Below are 19,338 nucleotides of genomic sequence, written 5' to 3' on the forward strand. Positions count from 1 at the left end.
TCTTCCTGATGACGCTGGCGCTGCGTCTGGGCCGTACGCTTCACGAACTGAAGCAGACAATGACGGCGAGCGAGTTGCGTATACCGGCTTTACTCGTGGAACATATCTGGTGTTTGGTAAATGGAGCGCCGATGGTGTGACGGTTGAATATGATGGCACCAGAGTGATCGCCACACAGGAGCGTAACGGCGCAAATGTGAACGCTACAGTCACCATGGACATCGTGATATTTGCGACGGGTGTGGCCCCAGTTGCAGGTCCCGGCCTTAATTTCTTTAATGCGGCGGGTCAGTGCACATTCTCTACAACGCGCCGCCCTTTTTTATACAGCAATGCGTATTGCCGGGCGTCTAAAACCTCAACGGATATCGGCAACCGGTTCATTATGCTTGGACGTTATGGCGCTACGTCTGATATTCAGGGCGGCTGGTGTTACGCGAAATATTGCGGGATTGTCAGAAGCGGAAATTCGGTGCGAATTGGCCGCGGTTACGTGGCAACTTTCTGGACCAGTGACTATCCGGTTACGTTCGATATTGTCAGCTCTACCAATATTTTACTGCTTGAAAGCATGTATTAAGCATCACCGCGTCGGCCATTTATACTGTCAGGAGAATACCATGTCGGCAGGCAATCTTACGCTCACAAATAAATCAGCAGTGGTTACTGGAACTGGTACAACATTCACGACTGAATTAAAAGTTGGTGATTTTATTGTTTTTAATGTGGGTGGGGCGCCATACACAATTCCAGTTAAATCAATTACCAGCAACACGCAGTTAATTCTTATCAGTAATTATACAGGCCCAACACAAAGTGGTGTTGCATGGTTTTCTGTGCCGCAGGAAGCGCAGAGCCTGATTTCCTCGGCGCTTGCCACTCAGTCAGCAGAAGCGTTGCGCGGGCTTAATTATGACAAGATGAACTGGCAGCAGGTATTCAGTTCGAATGACAATATAACTGTCACTCTTCCTGATGGATCTACATTCACAGGTCCGGCATGGCTTAAGTTGGTGAGCATGCTAAATAATGGGCTAGCAAAGGACAAAAACCTATCAGACCTGCCAGACAAATCTGCAGCGCTGATCAATCTTGGTTTAGGGGACGGAAAGGGACGATTGATTGGACTGAAAGTCATTACGGCTTCTGGAATTTACTCCCCCACACCAGGAACGTCATTTATATATGCTGAGCTGGTAGGCGGTGGTGGAGGTGGGGGCGGTGCAACAACTACCACATCCGGGCAGTATTCTCCTGCAGGCGGAGGTGGTGGAGGTGGTTACACGGCAAAATTAATCCGATCCGGATTTTCTGGCCTGCAAATAAATATTGGCGCGGGCGGGCTCGGCGCTACTGGAGGATCAGCTTCGGGGGATCCAGGTGGTCCTACAACTTTTGCAGGAATGACAGCGCCTGGGGGCGGTGGTGGACAGCCAGGAGGGACCACAACCAGCAATAATACCGGCGGTGGAGGTGGGGGCGGTGGTGCGCTTGGTTCAGGTGGGGATATTAACAAGTCCGGTCAGCCTGGCGAAGGAGGCGTTTCATACTCTGCATCATCATTTGCCGGTTCCGGTGGTGGTAATGCTAAGTTTCCTTTCGGTGGCGGCGCAAGACGTGCCTCGAACAACCCTAGGATCGCCCCGACAGAACCTGGTTGCGGTGGAGGTGGTGGGAATAATAATGCGAACCAGACAGCAACCAGAACTGGCGCTTCAGGATCTGCTGGAGTGGCAATAATTTGGGAGTATGCGTAATGGTAGATATTTACGGTGTTATTGTGGATGGTGTTGTTGTTAACAGCATTATGTGGGATGGGGAAGGGCAACTGGACATGGAAGGCGATATTGTCCTGATGGGAAGCAATGGCGGTATTGGATGGGCCTATGACGGAAAAGAGTTCAGCCCGCCACCGCCTCCGCAGAAAACCCATGAAGAACATGTGGCCCTTGCTGAAAATCAACGCCTGGGGTTGGCAGCTGCCGCTGAACAGTCAATCAGCCTGATGCGGACCAAACTGTTGATGGGGCGCAAACTTACCGAAGCTGAAACGGCTAAGGTGAATGCGGTGCTGGACTACATCGACGAACTCAACTCACTGGATATGTCGGAAGCTCCCGACATCGAATGGCCTGCTATCGTTTACGATTAATAGGCCGCTTCGTCTTGATTTCGTTACCTCCTGAAACTACTGTATAAATACACAGTAATTTTACCGGGAGGTACATAATGAAAATACACCCCCTCGTCTGGCCGGTTACGCCAGTCAACATTCCATTCTATGCAGACCTGATTTCAGCTGGCTTTCCGAGTCCTGCTGCCGATTATATCGACAGCGGCATTGACCTCGTTTCCCACCTTATTGCACATCCTTCATCCACCTATGTCCTGCGGGTTGCTGGCGACTCGATGCGCGACGCTGGCATCCTTGACGGCTCGCTTTTGCTGGTGGACTTCAGTCTGCACGCGAAGCATAACGACATCGTGGTCGCCAATATTGGCGGGGAGTTCACCGTGAAAAGGCTGGTGACGTACCCGGTGGCGCAGCTGCGCGCCGAGAACCCGGCTTACCCGCCTATAGCTGTTTATGACGCCGACGACCTCGAAATCGTCGGCGTTGTCATTTGCGTGATAAATACCCTGCACCGCAATGTTCGCGCTGGTTGATATGAACTCGTTTTACACGAGTTGCGAGACGGCATTCCGTCCTGATCTGGCCGGTAAGCCCATTGTGGCGCTTTCGAATAATGATGGCTGCGTGATAGCGCGCAGCCGCGAAGCCAAAGCGCTTGGCATAAAAATGGGCATGCCCTGGTTCCAGCTTCGCGAGATGCAGTTTCCACAGCGGATTATAGCCTTCTCAAGCAACTATGAACTCTATGGCGACATGAGCCAGCGGGTGATGACCACGCTTGAGGAAATGTGCCCGCGCGTTGAGGTATACAGTATCGATGAAGCATTCTGTGACCTGACGGGTGTGCGGAACTGTCGCGACCTGGCTGATTTTGGCCGGGAGATACGCGAGACGGTGCGGCGTAACACCCGGATTCATTGTGGTGTCGGTATCGCCCAGACGAAGACGCTGGCGAAACTCGCCAATCGCGCGGCGAAGGAGTGGCCGCAGACGGGCGGGGTGGTGGACCTGTCAAACCAGGCGCGCCAGCGGCGGCTGATGGCGCTGATGCCGGTGGAGGAAGTCTGGGGCGTCGGTCGGCGTATTGCCAGAAAGCTGGAGGCGATGGGCGTTAAAAACGCTTTACAGCTCTGTGATAGTGATATCCGCTTTATCCGCAAACACTTCAATGTCGTACTGGAACGCACCGTGCGCGAGCTGCGCGGTGAGCCCTGTCTGGAGATAGATGAGTTCGCCCCGGCGAAACAGGAAATCGTCTGCAGCCGGTCCTTCGGGGAGCGAATCACCGACTATGAGGCGATGCGCCAGGCTATCTGCAGCTATGCAGCGCGCGCGGCGGAAAAACTCCGCGGCGAACATCAGTTCTGCCGGTACATTTCGGTGTTCGTGAAAACGTCGCCGTTCTCTGCTGAACCGTATTACGGCAACCACGCCGGGACTAAGCTGCTGACGCCTACACAGGACACGCGCGACATAATTGCCGCGGCGACGCGCTGCCTCGATGCAGTGTGGCGTGATGGACACCGGTACCAGAAGGCGGGGGTTATGCTGGGTGACTTTTTCAGCCAGGGCGTGGCGCAGCTGAATCTGTTTGACGAGAACGCGCCGCGCGCGAACAGCGAGGCGCTGATGTCACTGATGGACAAACTCAACCGGCAGGGGCGGGGAACCCTGTATTTTGCGGGGCAGGGTATCCAGCAGGCGTGGCAGATGAAGCGCGAGATGCTGTCGCCGTGTTACACGACGCGGCTTGCTGATGTACCGACCGTGCGGGCATGATAAAAGTGGTAGTGTTCACACCTTTATAATGCATGATAACGTTCGCTTTGAGTGAAAAGCGAATATTACATTCTGCAGCTGTGAGGATTCGGGCCGGTGGCACCGAAACTCAGTTCTCGTTGGTAATGACTAACACCACGATAAGGTAGTTGCGCAGCTCCGCCTGCTCTAAACGAAGTCGGATCTCTGCTGGCCACTATAAAATGCCACTCAGAGATCCGGGGTAATGTCCTTCTCTATAAGGGATTGAGCCAGAGCATGCCGTATTTCTGCTCCCTAGCCTCAAATGCGTGACGCCCCCCTTCAAGCACATCGCAGATTGCTCTGCGCATGCTGTTTGGTGCGTCATGATCGCCGTACTCCAATGCCCCGGCCCGGTAACTGATCACTTCATCATCATTTGTGGCAATGATCACCTGTTCCGCATCACAGTTCACCACCAGGTTAGCATTATGAGTCACTATGATGACCTGACGGTACTGTTTAATTTTTCTGAATAGCGGCACGAGATTGTGCATGATAAAATCGTTATCCAGATCATCTTCCGGCTGATCAAAGACAAAAGGTGAGCCAAAAGCATCCGTAGCCAGTTTGAGGCAGACGTAAAAGGTTCCGCGCTGACCGGCAGACAGTTTCTCGACGGTTTTTCCTTTGTATTCAAATTCTGCCCTGACGCTTAAGTACTGCTGGATATGTTCCGGATTAAAGAGGAAGTTCAGGAGAGCATACGGCCCCTGACTGTTAAAATACTCACTGCGCCACAGAAATTCTTCAATGGAAAGTTTCCTATCAGGGCATTCCGGCAGTGCCATTACGGGAGCGTTGGAGAGCAGTGCATGTAAATCAGAAATGGTTTGCACCCGGAACACATCGCGCAGCCGTTCAACAGACGTCTGTTCAGCGGAAGCCCTAAATCGGCCGCGGTTAATATGATCTAGGATACCATTATAAAACGCCTCCACATCAAAATGCGGCTGGCCATAAATACGAATGTCGGTCAGAATATTCCGGATTAGCGCCTGTTGATCGTCAGTCAGGTGCGGTTTGTTAGCCAGAGAGGCATATGAAGTATCGATGACCGCCTGCTTTGCCAGCAGCGAGTCAATAAACGTGGTAGCCAGTTCGCCTCGCTGGAGTAACTCCTGCTGATACTGTGTCTCCCGGGCGTCGATAGTGCCCAAATGTTCCTCAGCCCGATCCGCCTGCAGTTGATATTCCTGCACCTTTTCCAGTAATCCCGGGATATCCTGCCCCAGCCCCTGCTCCTGAAACGACGCCATGATACGGCAATTATCCTCAGCAAGCCGTGTAGCCTTCTCGTCAATGCTGGCCAGCTTAGTCCCGACAGCGGCGGCAAGCAATGACAGATCGGGGTACGGGATAACTGTGCCGTCATCAATAGCAGCGTTGACGGTGTCAATCTTTGTAATCAGATCCCGGGCGGATGTATCAATCGCTGTTTGCAGCCCGGATGCATGTTTTTTGACCTGTGTTAGGGTGGCCTGCTGCCCGCTGTTGTCACGAAATTGCTCGATCAGTTCCTTGTTACGAGTGCTGGTCAGGACATCAATTTTTTCCCGGGCCGTTCTGGCAAGCGCTTCCTGAAATGCACGCGTATTGATCGGCTCGCTACGCTCATTTTTAAATGTAAGAAACTCGCGCCATGCACGCCAGGCACTGAGGTTTTCGGTGAGTAGTTCCCCCGTACTGTCAGCCTCATGGTGAGAAGACAGTCGCAGCATTTTTTTAATCTCATCGCTGATAAGACCGGGCTCTTGGCAAAGTTTTTTGATCTCGCCTTGGGATACATGAAGGTATTCATATCCTTCTGAATATGCATCAAAGCGCACCTTTTCCCCGTTGGCCTTGTCCAGTTCAACGCATAGATTTTGCACATTCACCGCACGTTGCTCACTTCCCCTAGTTGCGGCTCCGGCAAACCGAGAGCGAAGCGCATCCAGGAGCAGACTTTTTCCAGTTCCTCGGCCTCCGATAATGGCAACCATGTCCTGGCTCAGGGGGATTACCAGTTGCCGGAAGCGGATCTTCTGACCATCAAAAATGGTGCCTTCCACCTCGATCTTACTGAAGTGAGCCTTGGGTGTGCGGTTGGTCAGCCAGTCATCACCGATCCTCAGTCGCGATTCGGGTTCAAGCAGAGCCTGCCGGAGTCCCTCAAATGTCGGCAGCGCCTTAACCCACGTATAACGGCCGCCAATCTGTGCCACGCTGTGCGCGTCCGAACACAGAAATACAGGTTTGATTGTGGCACCAGGATAACGGTCGGTCTGCAGGTAAAATTCACGATCGGCCGCACCACCGAAAATAATCTGTCCCTGGCGGTCAATTTCGGTCGCGGCAGCAGCCGATCGGCCTGTGGCTCCCGGACGATATCCGCCATAGCCGTTGGGGCACACTGCAATTAGAAAGTCTTGGAATGGACGCAGCACGGAATTGAGATGGGAAGTCATATCTAACAGTGCAACCGTAATAGTATCAACACCGTGACCGCTGTCGCCAACGCTTTTCTCGCAACAGTAGACATTCTTCCCCCCACCATCCGTCAGCCTGAGCGGCAGGTGGGAAAGGGCTTCATTGATGCGCTCCGTTGAAAGCTTCTCTGAAAAGAGAATATGGATGTTAATGAACTGGTCATCCCGGTTCTGCTGATCGAGACGAAATTCCACGTTGGCAAGTACTGTGATCGACAGACGCTGCCGGGCAATTTCATCCCGGATGATTTCCAATTCGTTCTGCCGCAAATAAAAGTAGTTCGTCACGGCGATAAGGGATAGCTGATGCGCCCCCAGCGTCCTAACATAATCCTCGATATTAACATTATCATAACTATTGGCCAGCCACGTCAGTGGACTGTGGATATGTAAATCCCATTTATTCCATTGTGAGCCTATCACTGGCGGATCCTTCATACAGAAAGTGTATTCGCCATCTTAATAGGGTTAAAAATTCCCGGCTACGGGATTAACGCACTTGCGTGAAGCAGATTTGATCCGGCGCGCTTTTTTCGTTTTATGAAGTCAGAAAAATGAAGTGGCCTGTTCCTCATTGAACACAAATGGTTATAAGCTAGTTTCGCTTTTGGCACATAGTAGAAAGTATTGACATTCTACAATTCTCTCTGGTTTCGGTACTTTCAGGAACCTCGCGAAGCTTGGCTTACGTATTGTGTGACAGCGACCTGTAAAAGGTGAGCTATATGCTGGGTGGCCTTTTAGGCAGTCTAACGCGTGCGCAGCTGAACCCTTTTGACGAGAACGCGCCGCGCGCGAACAGCGAGGCGCTGATATCACTAATGGACAAACTCAACCAGCAGGGGAAGGGAATACTGTATTTTGCGGGGCAGGGTATCCAGCAGTCGTGGCTGGAAATGCTGTCGCTTGCTACACAACATGACTGTCTGATGTGCCTATTGCGCGCACCTTAGAAGAACAGGCGGGATATTTCAATAAAAGGTTATTGTAAGTGAAGAACAAACTGACAATGAAAATGTAACAATTAATTTTTGACTCTAATACGATTGTCATTTTAATTAAGCTGCGATGAAGCCATAGTCCTGTGGCTTCATCGCTGTGACAGGTGAAAAAACATCAGGCGCTTTTTTCCAATTCCTTCGAGTACCGCAACATTTCCATCGATATGAACATTGGGATTGTATCGTTGATGCTAATCTCTTCACTGGTAGCCTCAAAATCAAAACTTTCGTAAAAAGCGCGGGCACCAACTTTAGCATCCAGATAAACCCCTTTAATGCCACGCACTAAATTCGCACTATCAATACAGTAATCAAGAATAGCGCGAAACAACTCATCACCCCAGCCCTGCCTTTGGTATTGCTTATCGATAGCGATCATAGGGATTTTCATTACTGCAAATACAGGTGGGACCGAATGAGGAAATATTTCTTTGGGAATTTCATCCCGGCCCAACTGATACAAAGAAGCCGTCACAAATCCCACCACTTTATCGCCTTCAAGAAGCAATAAGCCATTGATGTTGTCACGGCTATACTGGCGCTTTAGCTGCTGTAAATAGTCATTAAGCACCTTATCGCCACAATCAAACTTTTTAACCCCGGTGATTTTTACATCGGAATCAGCTTTTACAACACGAAAAATATTATCAATATTCTCGGACATATCTCGGTTTCCTCGTCATTAGCGTGCGCAACTTCTCTCTTGGCTGACGAGGTGAATTGATAAGGTCATTTAAATGATTCCACTCTTCTTCGCTGAGCTTTCGCATTCGCTGTTCGTCTAGCGCCTGCTGAGCTGCGCGTGTAGCAGCCATCAAAATAAACGCACTCATATCCACCCCAACCAGAGAGGCTGCTTCACGCAGTTTCTCTTTTATATCGACGCTGGTTCTCAGCTCGACACGTGTATCTTTGGCTCCGGCCAAAGCCAAGCTTGCGGAACCACCATTTGAATAGGTGTTTCTCATAACTTAAACCTCACAATGTAATAAATCTTATAAAATCAATATATTGCCTCCTTTGTTAATTCATCTGTAACGCTTAAAAGATGTGTTGACATTTTTCACATTCATACGGGTTCCTTACTTTTTCAGGGTCTACGGGTCTACGGGTCTACGGGTCTACGGGTCTACGGATTCTACGGGTCTACGGATTCTACGGGTCTACGGGTCTACGGGTCTACGGGTCTACGGATTCTACGGGTCTACGAGTTTAATCTTAAGCGCCACATTTCTATTAAATGTTACATATACGAACAGTTACAGGATGAATAATGCACAGAGGATTAAAAAATGTCAAGCAAGAACCGTACAATGTCCGTACATAGTGTACGTACAGCATACGGATAAAAAAGAGCGGAGCTAACGCTTCAAGGATCGACGACCATGAAGAGCAAAACATATTCTTGATCAGCATCCTGTCCACAGACAGGGTTAGTGTAAGGTTGGAACCATATCCCGTTATGCTTTTGCATTACGTATGAGGTTCATGTTTTAACTGAATTTGCGCGGGAAAGTTTTGGGGCACATATGGGACACAAAAAGGTGCACGAACTACGACGAACTACAGCGCCTCGCGAAAGCGGGGCACCTAAGAACCTGTTATGTAATGCGCTCTTGGACGAACTTTAACGTTTATAAAAAGTAGTGTTGCATATTATGAATATGCAGGTGTAGTGACCCGCAAAACGCGTTGATAGAAATCTATCAGGCACGCTTTTACGAGCAGGTGGCGATGAGCTGGCAGAGAATCTCTGTCTGTTCATGGCTGCCTGCTTTTTTGTTTTATGGGCCAGGGACTGCAGGCGGGTTGGCGGTGTGGGCGAATCCGTTTAATGCAAGTTTGTTGAAGTCACTTTGTTGGGCATATATTGGTATCAATGCAGGTTTTTAAAATATATAAAGCCTATGTTTTTATACTGACCCGGTGAATTTCAGAAACGTATTGGTGTAGCATGTTAAATCCGAAGTAAAAACGGTTCTGTATTTCCTGAGGCAAACTCAGCACATTTTAAATGATAATTTAGTCTGCTCCTCGCGTCCTCTCCGGGGTAGATGCGATATTGTGCGGGTGAAGGATTGATTCTGATTATCTGGCGTATGGAGTCAATATGAAGAGCGAGGGACGCACCGCATCAGAGAAGCGCCCATGATTCTGGCTTCAGACGTTAAAAAACGATATCTCTTTAACGTCAGCTTCAGGGTTGGCTTGTTTTACCGCAACAAGAAACTGCGCGAAATTGTGGTTAAACAGCGTGGTATTATGAAAAAAACGCGCTTCTTTTTGCAGTCCATTTTTACTATAGACCACCACCCAGTTACGGCGGTTATTGACCTCGGTATAGCCTGGTTTAACGCTGATGATTTCAGAAAGGTTAATTTCTTCCGTGGTATCACCCTTTATTCTGTATAAATAGTGCTTGTCAAAACAGAAGCGTTCTTTCGTCAGGCCCCAGCCAAACAGCGAAGGATGATAAGATATCTGTTTCATTTCATTGCTGGCTGAAAAGGCAGGTTTTGGGTTGCGCAGCTTGCGAAGAAAAAGCCTGAGCAGCAGACACATCACAACCAGGGGTAATAATCCTAATAAAACATTCACTATTTGCTGCATTTGCTTTTCCTTGCATTGTTTATATTAATCCTCACCGATGCGTACACGGGTTGTCAATCTGCTAAAAATCGTCAGCGCGAGCAGCTTGTTATACACGATAAGGTAACAAGACTGGACGCCATTCATGGTCGCGTAACCTGTGATGCGCTTACTGTAACCCACCTGGAATCCGTGGCTTCAGGCGCTCGCCCTTGTGCGTATACTCTGTTTTTCCATTTCATCCAGGATACGCCTTATGAACCATCCTTCCTCAAAGACCGTCGCCCATTTTTACCGTCAGCATGGCCTGCAATGGGACGAGATAAGACAGGCGCGATTTGTTGAGCAGCCGTGGCTCGATGCCGTACTGGAGGGGCTGGAAGAGGGCGGCACCGTGCTGGATATCGGCTGCGGTTCCGCAAGCCCGGTTGGTATGTATATCGACAGCAAAGGGTTTGATATTACCGGCGTTGATATTACGCCTGCGCTGATTGCGCTTTGCCGGGAGCGACTGCCGCGCCACCGCTGGTTAACCGGTGATATGCGAACGCTGTCACTTAACGCGCGTTTTGACGCGCTGATTGCCTGGGACAGCTTTTTTCATCTTACCCGTGAGGATCAGCGCGCCATGTTTGCCATTTTTCAGCAGCACGCAAAGCCGGGCGCGAAACTACTCTTTAACAGCGGGCCGGAAAATGGCGAAGCGGTAGGAGAATTTCTGGGGGAGCCTTTATATCACGCGAGCCTGTCGCCGGAGGAGTATACGCAATTGCTGAACGCGCACGGGTTTGACGTTCTCACCTTTCGCCCAAACGACGCGGCGAGCGGTGGGCGCACCGTCTGGCTGGCGGTGGCGCGCTGAGCTTATTGACGCCGCGGCCCGTCTCGACGGGCCATATTATTCGGCGTTACAGCCAGCCCATATAATCGGCGCTCCAGACCACGGCCGCCACCAGCAGTAAAATAATCGTTGTTTTGCGCATCGTATTTCTTCTCTGATTAAGTTCTTCCTTAACATCATACCCGTAATAGTGCGGCTTCTCTCATAACAGCGTCACACGATCGGATTATCAATGGGGGCGAGCAGATCAGGGCTTTGGTTTCTGATATTCCCGACCGCGCGATCCACCGGGTGCCAGATAAACGCCTCCGGTCCGAGCGCGCCGTCACTGGTGAGCGTTTTGGCGCGCGCGTCCGAGGTCTCCGGGCTGAGCCAGGCAAGCGCGGCCTCTGCCGTCAGCGCCACCGGGCGGCGGTCATGGATGTCGATAAGCCCTATGTCCGCCGCCGCGGTGACAATCACAAAACCTTCGCTATCGCTGCCGCTTTCAAATGGCGCTTTGCCGATCGCGGCGAAAAACAGCGGCTGACCATCGGCGCGGTGAATAAAATAAGGCTGCTTTTTGTCGCCCCGGCGTTTCCACTCATACCAGCCGTCGGCAAAGACAATCGCGCGTCCGTGCTGCCACAGCGGCTTAAACATACGGCTGGTGGCGGCCGTCTCCACGCGCGCGTTAATCAGCGGCGCTTTGTGCCACCACGGCGGCGCATAGCCCCAGTGCACAGGATCGAGATGCAACAGATCGTCGCGCTGGTTAAGGAGCAATACACGGGTGCCGGGCGCGACGTTATAGCGCGCCAGCGGCTCCGGGTCGAAAGCGATGTCGCGCTCCGTCGTTTCATCAAGCGCCGCCAGGTATTCTTCACGGCTTAAGGTCTGGGCAAATCTGCCGCACATAGCGGGCTCCGGTTAACAGGCTTTACCGAAGTATAGGGCAGGAACCGCGCGCCCTCCCGGCGGGGAGGGCGCTGAGGGTTATTTCTGGATGAGATAACGGCTGGTGGGGCCATCCTGCTGGATATTATGAATCAGCATTCAATACTCACCACGTTTGTTTCATCTCTTTATAAATCTATTTCTATATACGAGAGGCTATTGCCTGTTAAAATTTGTGACTGTGTATATGAATAAATTACTTTATAATAATAAGTTACAGGGGCTGCATGATTTTAAAAGGAGGTTTTTATGACACAGCAAGCTCAACAGGAAGGAAGTCTCAGGCTATTAACCCTTGGTGAAATCAAATTAGCAAAATCTGTATTTGATAATTCTATTGAGTACCATAAAGTCTGGATCCATCATGACAGTTACCAACCTTTCTTACGATGGCGAACTTGATGAAGCCACAGTCAGCGCGCGATACGCTTACACCCTGAAAGGATTTCCTTATGTTTAAAGCGCCGAAATTATGGCTTCTGACGGTATTTATGCTGGCGGGTTGTCCAGGGCAGGGGGACAGATTAACTCCCAGCGAAACGACTACCGTAAAACGGATTGCGCAGAATGTCTGCTTTAGTGCTCCGGATGCAGAGCATTATCAGCCCTCTGTTATTATCATCGCGCCGCGCAATACACCGCCCAAAGAAAGATGGTATCGCGAAAAGCCTGCGCTTAACGTTGAAGATGAGCAATTGTGTCTGCCACCGTCTTTTTACGCTTTCAAAAAGCAGACGCCTTATATTGTCGAATATGCGCTGATTCCCACGCGGGAAAATAAAAATGGCGCGTCACGGCATGTTGTGGTGGGGTTTGAACTGACGGATGACAAGGTTCAACCATTGACGCTGAATGAAAGCGAGATCAGTCAGTAATCGCCGCCAGGTGAAATACCGCTGATAACACGACCGCCTTCACGGCGGTTTTTTATTTTGCAGGGCAGGAACCGCGCGCCCTCCCGGCGGGGAGGGCGCTGAGGGTTATTTCTGGATGAGATAACGGATGGTGGGGCCATCCTGCTGGATATCCAGCACCGTATAGCCGTGGTTGCGGGCGTCCAGTGGAATGTTATTAATCGACTGCGGGCAGTCGCTGATCACTTCCAGAATCTCGCCCTTTTTCAGCTGCGGCAGCGCTTCGAGCGTGGCGACCGCCGGGTAAGGGCAAGGCTCGCCGGACATATCCAGGCGATAATCAGGGGTAATGGCGCTCATGCGCCCTCCTTAATAGCCGCAACGGTGGCGGCGGGTTTCTGACGGCGGAAAAAGCGTTTCTCCTGGGCAATGACCAGCATCAGCGCGACGAACAGCAGCAGATATGTCACCAGCAGACCGCCGAGCGGCCCGAATGTATTCAGCAGGTTGATTTTGTCCCAGCTTGTCGCAAGCGACGGCGCAAGGTCGTCCCAGAAATACGCCAGCACGGTGGAGCCAATTACATTGCCAAGCCCCACCCACCAGTAATGCACCTGGCCTTCCACGGCGCGATACATCCAGCCGGTTTCACAGCCGCCCGCCAGCACAATACCGAAGCCGAATAAGAGGCCGCCGAGCACCGCATTCGGGCCAGCCCACATAATTTTTGGCGTAGCGCCCATTTGCACATAGCTGAAGATGCCGATGGCGCTCGCCGCCATGCCGAAAATAATCGCTTTGGCCATATGGGTGCGTCCGGTTATCCACATATCGCGAAATGCCGAGGTAAAGCAGATCTGCGCGCGCTCGATAAGCAGGCCGAATCCGACGCCGAACAGCATCGCGAGACCCAGTTTCGGCGCGTTCATGGCGGTGAGCAGCGCCCAGCCAATCATGCCCGCAAACACCAGCATCCCGATGCGAAAGCGGCGCTTCGCCTGGTCAGGCTTTTGCGTCAGCGGCGCGGCGGCGCTCACTTTTTGCATTTTCACCGGAATGCGAAACATCGGCAGCAGGGTAAAACGCGCGCCGAACCACGAGCCGATGGCCGTCGCCAGCGCAAAAAACCAGGCGTGCAGCGAGAACTGCGGAATGCCGGTAAAAAATGCCGCCAGGTTGCAGCCCATCGCCAGACGCGCGCCGAAGCCCGCAATGATGCCGCCCGCCACCGCCTGAATAATGCGGATGCGGTGCTGCGGCATACGCAGTTTCACATTGTTGGCCCACAGCGCCGCCGCGAAGCAGCCGCCGAACATGCCGATAATCATCATCCCGTCGATGCGGGTCAGCGGGGTGCCTTCCAGATGAATCAGCTTGTAGTAACCCCAGTTTTCGGCGTGCACGCCGAAGAGCTGTAAGAGCTGTCCGCCCCAGCGGGTGAATTCGCCGGTGACGGCCCAGAAGGTGCCGGTGATGCCGAAATAGTAAGTGGAGAGGATGCCTGCGGCGATTACGGCGGGCAGCGGTGCCCAGAAACGAACGAGGTATTGCTGTTTAAAGTCGTGCCATGACATGAATTTTAGCCTCTGAACTCAGACGGAACTAAAAGGCGCTGTGAGCGCGCCAAAAGAAGCCCGCATCTTACGCCGCTGGCGGTTTTCGCACAGCAAAAATTCGGCAAAAGCGAATCTGGATCAATTCCCGCGCCGCCGCGTTGGGGTGGAAGCGTTAATGCTTTAATGCCACAATCTTTTTTTCTTCACGGGCAGGACAAACGATGAAAAAAATCGCACTGGGATTGATGATGCTGGGGCTGAGCGGATGCGTTCAGGTGGAGAACTATAACGAGGTGGTGAAAACGCCGCCGCCGGCGGGGATAGCGGGGTACTGGCAGTCGAAAGGGCCGCAAAGTGAGCTGGTAAGCCCGGAGGCGATCGCAAGCCTGGTGGTGACGCCCGCTGGTGATACCCTCGACTGCCGTCAATGGCAGCGGGTGATTGCGCTGCCAGGGAAGCTGATGCGTCGCGACGATACCCTGTATAACGTGACCAATAAGCTTGAAGTTTATAAGCTTTCTCGCGAGGGTAACACACTGGAATACGCCGGAATGACGCTTGAGCGCGTGGACCGTCCGACGACAGAATGCGCGGATTTCCTCGCCAAAAATCCGCTGGAGACGCCGCTGCCGTAACCGTGCGTTGGCAGTGAAAGTGAGCCTGGCGCGTGTCTGCGTGCCGGGCTTTTTTATGGGCGTCTGGCGGTGGGGTTGGGTATGGATTTGTGATGGCGGGTGCGCTTCGCTTACCCGCCCTACGTCAGGGTTGGGCCTGGGTTTATGAATGGCGGGTGCGCTGCGCTTACCCGCCCTGGGGACCGGAGTGTCTTTTGTAGGGTGGGTAAGCGTAAGCGCACCCACCGTTTTTTTCGCCCGCCCATAAAGCGGACGCCAGAGTGGATGGTTTTGCTCCGGCTAAAAAAATCGGCCCCTGAGGGCCGATTTCCGCCGGGAGCCGGGATTGCAAAGGGGGCGGCGGCGAGCCCCCTTTGCACGTTCGCGTGAGAAAAGCGTCCATATAAAAGTGACGTTCAGGCGAACGGAGCATATTCTTCAGCCCTGTATATCCTTTTATCCGGCGCTCTGTATAAAGGTGAGAGTGAAAATCTGGCGGCGGGTGCGCATACGCTTACCCGCCCTACGACAGGATTGGGTCTGGGTTTATGAATGGCGGGTGCGCTGCGCTTACCCGCCCTACGGCAGGATTGGGTCTGGGTTTATGAATGGCGGGTGCGCTGCGCTTACCCGCCCTACGGCAGGATTGGGTCTGGGTTTATGAATGGCGGGTGCGCATACGCTTACCCGCCCTAAAGGCCGGAGTCTCTTTTGTAGGGTGGGTAAGCGAAGCGCTCCCACCATCAGGCAAAACCCCACCATCGGGCCAGACACCTGCTTCACACATCACACTGAAATATTCACATTCCCGGACGGGAGAAAAGCGCAGGGCCGCGGCGTTAAACCACGGCCCTGAATGACAGGAAATTATTGATTAAAATCGTTTGGCATCAAAACGTTGCCGGAAAGCTTACCATAGGTGGACACCAGCGATTTCTGATTGCCGTTCTGCTCAATCAGCACGCGTAACTCTTCCATTCTCGCCTGCAGTTTGATTTTCAGCGCTGCCTCGTTGGCCAGCACCTTTGTCAGCAGCTCACGCGCTTTCTCATGAAACACGCTGTTGTCCGGCTCGATCGGATTGCGGGCAATCGCTTCCACCAGGGTAACGTACTTTACTTCCTGTTCAATCAGCTCATCCCACTGTCCTGAGTTCGCCAGGCTGAGCATGGTATTACTAAGCGCATACAGCGCCTGCCAGTTATTTAGGGATGAGATGAAATCATTCATCAGAACGTTTCCTGCGCGAGAGTGGTGCCGGGACCAATCTGCTTCCAGGCGTCAGCAATATTGGTCATCAGGGTTTCAACTTCATTGATGGCATCAACATCGTTACGCAGGTTCGCATGCAGTAAACGTCGCACCATGTATTCGTAAAGCGAGGCCAGATTACGCGGCAGGTCGCCGCCGATATCCATATTCAGGCCAGCTTTGAGTCCGTTATCGATAATGTTAATGGCCTTGGTCAGCGCCTGACCTTTCGCCACGATGTCGCCCTGTTCGATAAACAGGCGCGCGCGAACAAGGGCACTGAGTGCCCCGTCAAATAACATTACGACCAGCTGGTGTGGGCTTGCGCTCATTACCGCACTTTCCAGGCCCACCTGCTGGTAGGCCTGAACACCAGAGCTATTGTACATATCCGTTCCTTAACTGCTTGAAGAGGAGAACTGTTTAGTCAGGTACGTTGAGGTACTGTTCAGTTTATTCACCAGGGAATCCAGGTTGCTAAACTGCGACTTATAACGCGCCATGGTGGCTTCAATAGAAGCTTCCATCGCGGTATAGCGCTTATCCAGCGATTTCAGCGTGTCGTTAATACTGTCTTTCGCATTCTGAATCACCCCTTCTTTGCCGGTGGTGGTGCTCAGCATAGAGGTGAGGGTGTTATTCATCTGCGTGGCCATACCGGTCGCTTTACCATCGCCCACAAAGTACGCCTGAACGGCGTCCGGGTTTTCGGTCAGCGCTTTGGTCAGTTTCGCATCATCAACTTTCAGCACGCCAGCGGCGCCGTCGGCAGCCAGAACCGGGTCCTGCGTGATACCGAGCTGCGCCATGATAGCGATACTGCCGCTCTGCACCTGCGTCAGCGTGCTGCGCAGCTGAGACTGAATGGAACGCACGTTACTGTCGCCAATCAGCGCGCCGTTGTTGGAGGATTGCGTATCGCCTGCATCCACTTTGACGTACTTGGTCACAGACGCGATGGTTGACTGCAGCGCGTTATACGCGGTCACCCAGTCGGTCACGGCCTTTTTGTTGGCGTCGGTCGCGCGGGTCACAGAGAGCGTTTCGTTAGCGGTGCTCTGCGCTTTCAGCGTCAGCGTGGTGCCAGGCAGCGCGTCAGAAATCACGTTGGTGGAACGTTCGATTTCGATATCGTTCACCACCACTTTGGCGTTCTGAGAGGCCGTCTGGATGGAGAGCGCGCCGGTTTTGGTGCTGGAATCGAAGCCGATAATCCCCTGCAGGGTATCGTCGCCGGTGACCGTGACGGTCATGTCATTGCTGGTGCCTGTCGTTTTGGAGGTCAGCATCAGGCGGTAGTCGCCATCAGACGCTTTAATCACGCTTGCGGAAACATTGCCGCCCGCTTTGTTAATCGCTTTTGCGATGCCGTTCAGCGAGGTATCGCCATCAGCCAGAGAAACGGTCAGCGGTTTGGACGTGCCCGGCTGGCTGATGGTGACGGTTCGGGTCGTGCCAGTGGTGGCACCCAGCTGCGTGGTGTTGCTGGCGATAGAGCCAGAGGTCAGCACCTGTGCTTTCGCCATCTGTTTTACGTTGACGGTGTAATCACCGGTCATCGCATCGCTGGTGGTGGTTGCCGCAAACGCGGTGTTAGTACTGCTGACCGAGGTTGAGTTCCATGTTGCGGTTTTACCGAGCGCAGCCGTCGCGGTCTGCAGGCTCTGCAGGGAACTTTGCAGCTTGCTGTAGGCGCTCAACTGCGTGTTATAAGTTGTCTGCTGTTTGGTAATAACCGTCAGTTTGGTTTGTTCTGCCGCTTCCAGCTTGTCATACAGATCGGCAAGCCCAAGATTCGAGCCTACCCCGAGATTACTGATTGTAGCCATGCGTGATTTCCTTGAAGTCGATGGTCGTTTCAGTCTCTTATCGGCGACGCAAAGCAAAAGTTTACTCCTGGCGCTAAAAAATAATCCCAGGAATAGATGATGCAGAGAGGGGCTATTGATCCGATGGCCTGCCTTAAGTGAAATATTTCCCTTCTTTATATGTCTGCAAAAAAGTCAGAAAAAAATGACTACTCCGCATTAATAAAAGGGAAATAGCAGCCAGAATTTATTTATGCAATACATAAGAAAAATCTTAGTTCTGAGACTTATAAAAAGACATTAAATAAAACAATTCTTTAAAAAACAATAACATGTAAATTTTTTGAGTTTGTTTCTAAAGTCTTTTTAAGAAGCGTCGATAACCTTGTTGACGGTGAGAGACGCCGTGAGTGTTAGGCACCGAACCTAAACCCAATTTTTGAAGGAATTAAATTATGTCAGTTATCAATACTAACCTTTTGTCCCTGACCACTCAGACCAACCTGAACAAATCTCAGTCTGCTCTGGGCACTGCTATCGAGCGTCTGTCCTCTGGTCTGCGTATCAACAGCGCGAAAGACGACGCTGCTGGCCAGGCGATTGCTAACCGTATGACCTCTCAGGTTAAAGGTATGACCCAGGCTGCTCGTAACGCAAACGACGGCATCTCCCTGGTTCAGACCGCTGAAGGTAACCTGAACGAAATCAACACCAACTTACAGCGTATCCGTGAGCTGGCTGTTCAGGCTGCAAACGACACCAACGGTTCTACCGACCTGACTTCCATCAACACGGAAATCACTCAGCGTCTGTCTGAAATCGACCGTATCGCTGGTGGTGCTAACTTCAACGGCAAAAAACTGCTGGACGGTTCTGTAAGCACCGCTCTGAAAATTCAGGTTGGCGCTGGTACTTCTTCTAACGATACCATCTCCATCGACAGCAACGCACTGATCAACGCCACTTCCGGTACTCTGGACTCTGCCCTGAGCACCTCTATCGCAGACAACTCCTCTGCACAGGCTGTGATTTCTGCTGCTGACGCTGCTATCGCTAAGATCGATACCGCGCGTTCTAACATGGGTGCGATTCAGAACCGTTTTGAATCTACCATCAACAACCTGAACAACTCTATCAACAACCTGTCTGCGGCACAGTCCCGTATCCAGGACGCTGACTACGCGACCGAAGTTTCTAACATGTCTCGCGCTCAGATCCTGCAACAGGCTGGTACTTCTGTACTGTCTCAGGCAAACCAGGTTCCGCAGTCCATGCTGTCCCTGCTGCGTTAATAGACGCTCAAGCTTTCAAAAAGGTTGCTGGAAACAGCAACCTTTTTTTTTGCCTGTCAGTTATCGGCATTTACCTTAAATGCAATCTCCAAAATAAGCCGCTATTCGCGGGGTTTTTCACTCCATTATGCCCGCGACCCCGATGTTACCCTTTCAGGAAAGCTTCCTCTTTGCGTGTCGCGAAGGGCGAT

General features: G+C 52.0%; 19 protein-coding genes and 3 pseudogenes. 12 read left to right on the forward strand and 10 right to left on the reverse strand.

Translation table 11 applies throughout. The features are described 5' to 3' along the window. Positions 1-8: 8 nt before the first annotated feature. From AFK66_RS22965 to AFK66_RS07000, 6 genes and pseudogenes are all read left to right on the forward strand, one after another. A pseudogene (locus tag AFK66_RS22965) lies at positions 9-83 on the forward strand (phage tail assembly protein T); the annotation flags it as partial. A 26-nt stretch (positions 84-109) separates the two neighbouring features. After that, a complete protein-coding gene (locus tag AFK66_RS06980) occupies positions 110-580 on the forward strand; it encodes a DUF6453 family protein (protein WP_080629967.1) in 471 nt (156 codons plus the stop codon). A 40-nt stretch (positions 581-620) separates the two neighbouring features. After that, positions 621-1,757, forward strand: coding sequence for a glycine-rich domain-containing protein (locus AFK66_RS22970; RefSeq protein ID WP_230586648.1), 1,137 nt, complete (start codon positions 621-623; stop codon positions 1,755-1,757). Further along, a complete protein-coding gene (locus tag AFK66_RS06990; RefSeq protein ID WP_032983697.1) occupies positions 1,757-2,152 on the forward strand; it encodes a tail fiber assembly protein in 396 nt (131 codons plus the stop codon). Before AFK66_RS22970 ends, AFK66_RS06990 begins: the two co-directional genes overlap by 1 nt. Positions 2,153-2,229: 77 nt before the next feature. Then, positions 2,230-2,667, forward strand: a complete 438-nt coding sequence (umuD, locus tag AFK66_RS06995; protein ID WP_014728470.1) for a translesion error-prone DNA polymerase V autoproteolytic subunit — start codon at positions 2,230-2,232, stop codon at positions 2,665-2,667. Beyond that, positions 2,651-3,913 (forward strand): Y-family DNA polymerase, encoded by a 1,263-nt coding sequence (locus AFK66_RS07000; RefSeq protein ID WP_032983696.1) that lies wholly within the window; start codon positions 2,651-2,653, stop codon positions 3,911-3,913. Before umuD ends, AFK66_RS07000 begins: the two co-directional genes overlap by 17 nt. Positions 3,914-4,149: 236 nt before the next feature. Here the strand turns inward: AFK66_RS07000 and AFK66_RS07005 are convergent, their stop codons facing one another. Next, positions 4,150-6,828: a TrlF family AAA-like ATPase gene (locus AFK66_RS07005; protein ID WP_007776115.1), complete on the reverse strand. Its 2,679-nt coding sequence runs from the start codon at positions 6,826-6,828 to the stop codon at positions 4,150-4,152. Positions 6,829-7,118: 290 nt separating this feature from the next. On the opposite strand from AFK66_RS07005, the pseudogene AFK66_RS22975 reads away from it, so the two are divergent. Then, positions 7,119-7,327, forward strand: a pseudogene (locus AFK66_RS22975) (DUF4113 domain-containing protein); the annotation flags it as partial. 194 nt (positions 7,328-7,521) lie between these two features. On the opposite strand, the gene AFK66_RS07015 reads toward AFK66_RS22975, so the two are convergent. From AFK66_RS07015 to AFK66_RS07025, 3 genes are all read right to left on the reverse strand, one after another. Beyond that, the gene (locus tag AFK66_RS07015; protein WP_007776109.1) at positions 7,522-8,070 is read right to left on the reverse strand and encodes a GNAT family N-acetyltransferase; all 549 of its coding nucleotides are present in this window, start codon (positions 8,068-8,070) and stop codon (positions 7,522-7,524) included. Further along, positions 8,054-8,374 carry a type II toxin-antitoxin system TacA family antitoxin gene (locus AFK66_RS07020; protein WP_032968267.1) on the reverse strand — a complete coding sequence of 107 codons (321 nt, stop codon included), beginning with the start codon at positions 8,372-8,374 and terminating at the stop codon, positions 8,054-8,056. The genes AFK66_RS07015 and AFK66_RS07020 overlap by 17 nt, the downstream gene beginning before the upstream one ends. 1,192 nt (positions 8,375-9,566) lie before the next feature. Further along, positions 9,567-10,016 carry a hypothetical protein gene (locus AFK66_RS07025; protein ID WP_007776108.1) on the reverse strand — a complete coding sequence of 150 codons (450 nt, stop codon included), beginning with the start codon at positions 10,014-10,016 and terminating at the stop codon, positions 9,567-9,569. Between the two features lie 235 nt (positions 10,017-10,251). Between AFK66_RS07025 and AFK66_RS07030 the strand changes: the two genes are divergently transcribed. Beyond that, on the forward strand, positions 10,252-10,857 hold the full coding sequence (locus AFK66_RS07030; RefSeq protein WP_007776106.1) for a class I SAM-dependent DNA methyltransferase: 606 nt from the start codon (positions 10,252-10,254) through the stop codon (positions 10,855-10,857). A 192-nt stretch (positions 10,858-11,049) separates the two neighbouring features. Here the strand turns inward: AFK66_RS07030 and AFK66_RS07035 are convergent, their stop codons facing one another. Next, complete coding sequence (locus tag AFK66_RS07035; protein WP_007776104.1) at positions 11,050-11,733, reverse strand: SOS response-associated peptidase; 684 nt, start codon at positions 11,731-11,733, stop codon at positions 11,050-11,052. Positions 11,734-12,021: 288 nt separating this feature from the next. Between AFK66_RS07035 and AFK66_RS22980 the strand changes: the two are divergent. Beyond that, positions 12,022-12,156: pseudogene (locus AFK66_RS22980) on the forward strand (type IV secretion protein Rhs); the annotation flags it as partial. 68 nt (positions 12,157-12,224) lie between these two features. Beyond that, positions 12,225-12,647, forward strand: coding sequence for a putative T6SS immunity periplasmic lipoprotein (locus AFK66_RS07040; protein ID WP_007776103.1), 423 nt, complete (start codon positions 12,225-12,227; stop codon positions 12,645-12,647). Between the two features lie 105 nt (positions 12,648-12,752). Here the strand turns inward: AFK66_RS07040 and yedF are convergent, their stop codons facing one another. Further along, a complete protein-coding gene (yedF, locus tag AFK66_RS07045; protein WP_023898478.1) occupies positions 12,753-12,986 on the reverse strand; it encodes a sulfurtransferase-like selenium metabolism protein YedF in 234 nt (77 codons plus the stop codon). Continuing rightward, positions 12,983-14,200, reverse strand: coding sequence for a selenium metabolism membrane protein YedE/FdhT (gene yedE, locus AFK66_RS07050; protein WP_023898479.1), 1,218 nt, complete (start codon positions 14,198-14,200; stop codon positions 12,983-12,985). Before yedE ends, yedF begins: the two co-directional genes overlap by 4 nt. Before the next feature lie 203 nt (positions 14,201-14,403). On the opposite strand from yedE, the gene yedD reads away from it, so the two are divergent. After that, positions 14,404-14,817 (forward strand): lipoprotein YedD, encoded by a 414-nt coding sequence (gene yedD, locus AFK66_RS07055; RefSeq protein WP_007776098.1) that lies wholly within the window; start codon positions 14,404-14,406, stop codon positions 14,815-14,817. A gap of 846 nt (positions 14,818-15,663) precedes the next feature. On the opposite strand, the gene fliT is transcribed toward yedD, so the two are convergent. From fliT to fliD, 3 genes are read right to left on the reverse strand one after another with little or no spacing between them, the layout of a single operon-like run. Beyond that, positions 15,664-16,026 carry a flagella biosynthesis regulatory protein FliT gene (gene fliT, locus AFK66_RS07060; protein ID WP_007776096.1) on the reverse strand — a complete coding sequence of 121 codons (363 nt, stop codon included), beginning with the start codon at positions 16,024-16,026 and terminating at the stop codon, positions 15,664-15,666. Then, positions 16,026-16,436 (reverse strand): flagellar export chaperone FliS, encoded by a 411-nt coding sequence (gene fliS / locus AFK66_RS07065; RefSeq protein ID WP_007776094.1) that lies wholly within the window; start codon positions 16,434-16,436, stop codon positions 16,026-16,028. The genes fliT and fliS overlap by 1 nt, the downstream gene beginning before the upstream one ends. A gap of 9 nt (positions 16,437-16,445) precedes the next feature. Further along, entirely contained in the window at positions 16,446-17,876 is a 1,431-nt protein-coding gene (gene fliD, locus AFK66_RS07070) for a flagellar filament capping protein FliD (RefSeq protein ID WP_007776091.1), read from the reverse strand. Positions 17,877-18,310: 434 nt separating this feature from the next. Between fliD and AFK66_RS07075 the strand changes: the two genes are divergently transcribed. Beyond that, positions 18,311-19,147, forward strand: coding sequence for a flagellin N-terminal helical domain-containing protein (locus AFK66_RS07075; RefSeq protein WP_007776089.1), 837 nt, complete (start codon positions 18,311-18,313; stop codon positions 19,145-19,147). Positions 19,148-19,338: the final 191 nt, after the last annotated feature.

The sequence above is a fragment of the Cronobacter malonaticus LMG 23826 genome (assembly GCF_001277215.2).
Taxonomy (GTDB): Bacteria; Pseudomonadota; Gammaproteobacteria; order Enterobacterales; family Enterobacteriaceae; genus Cronobacter; species Cronobacter malonaticus.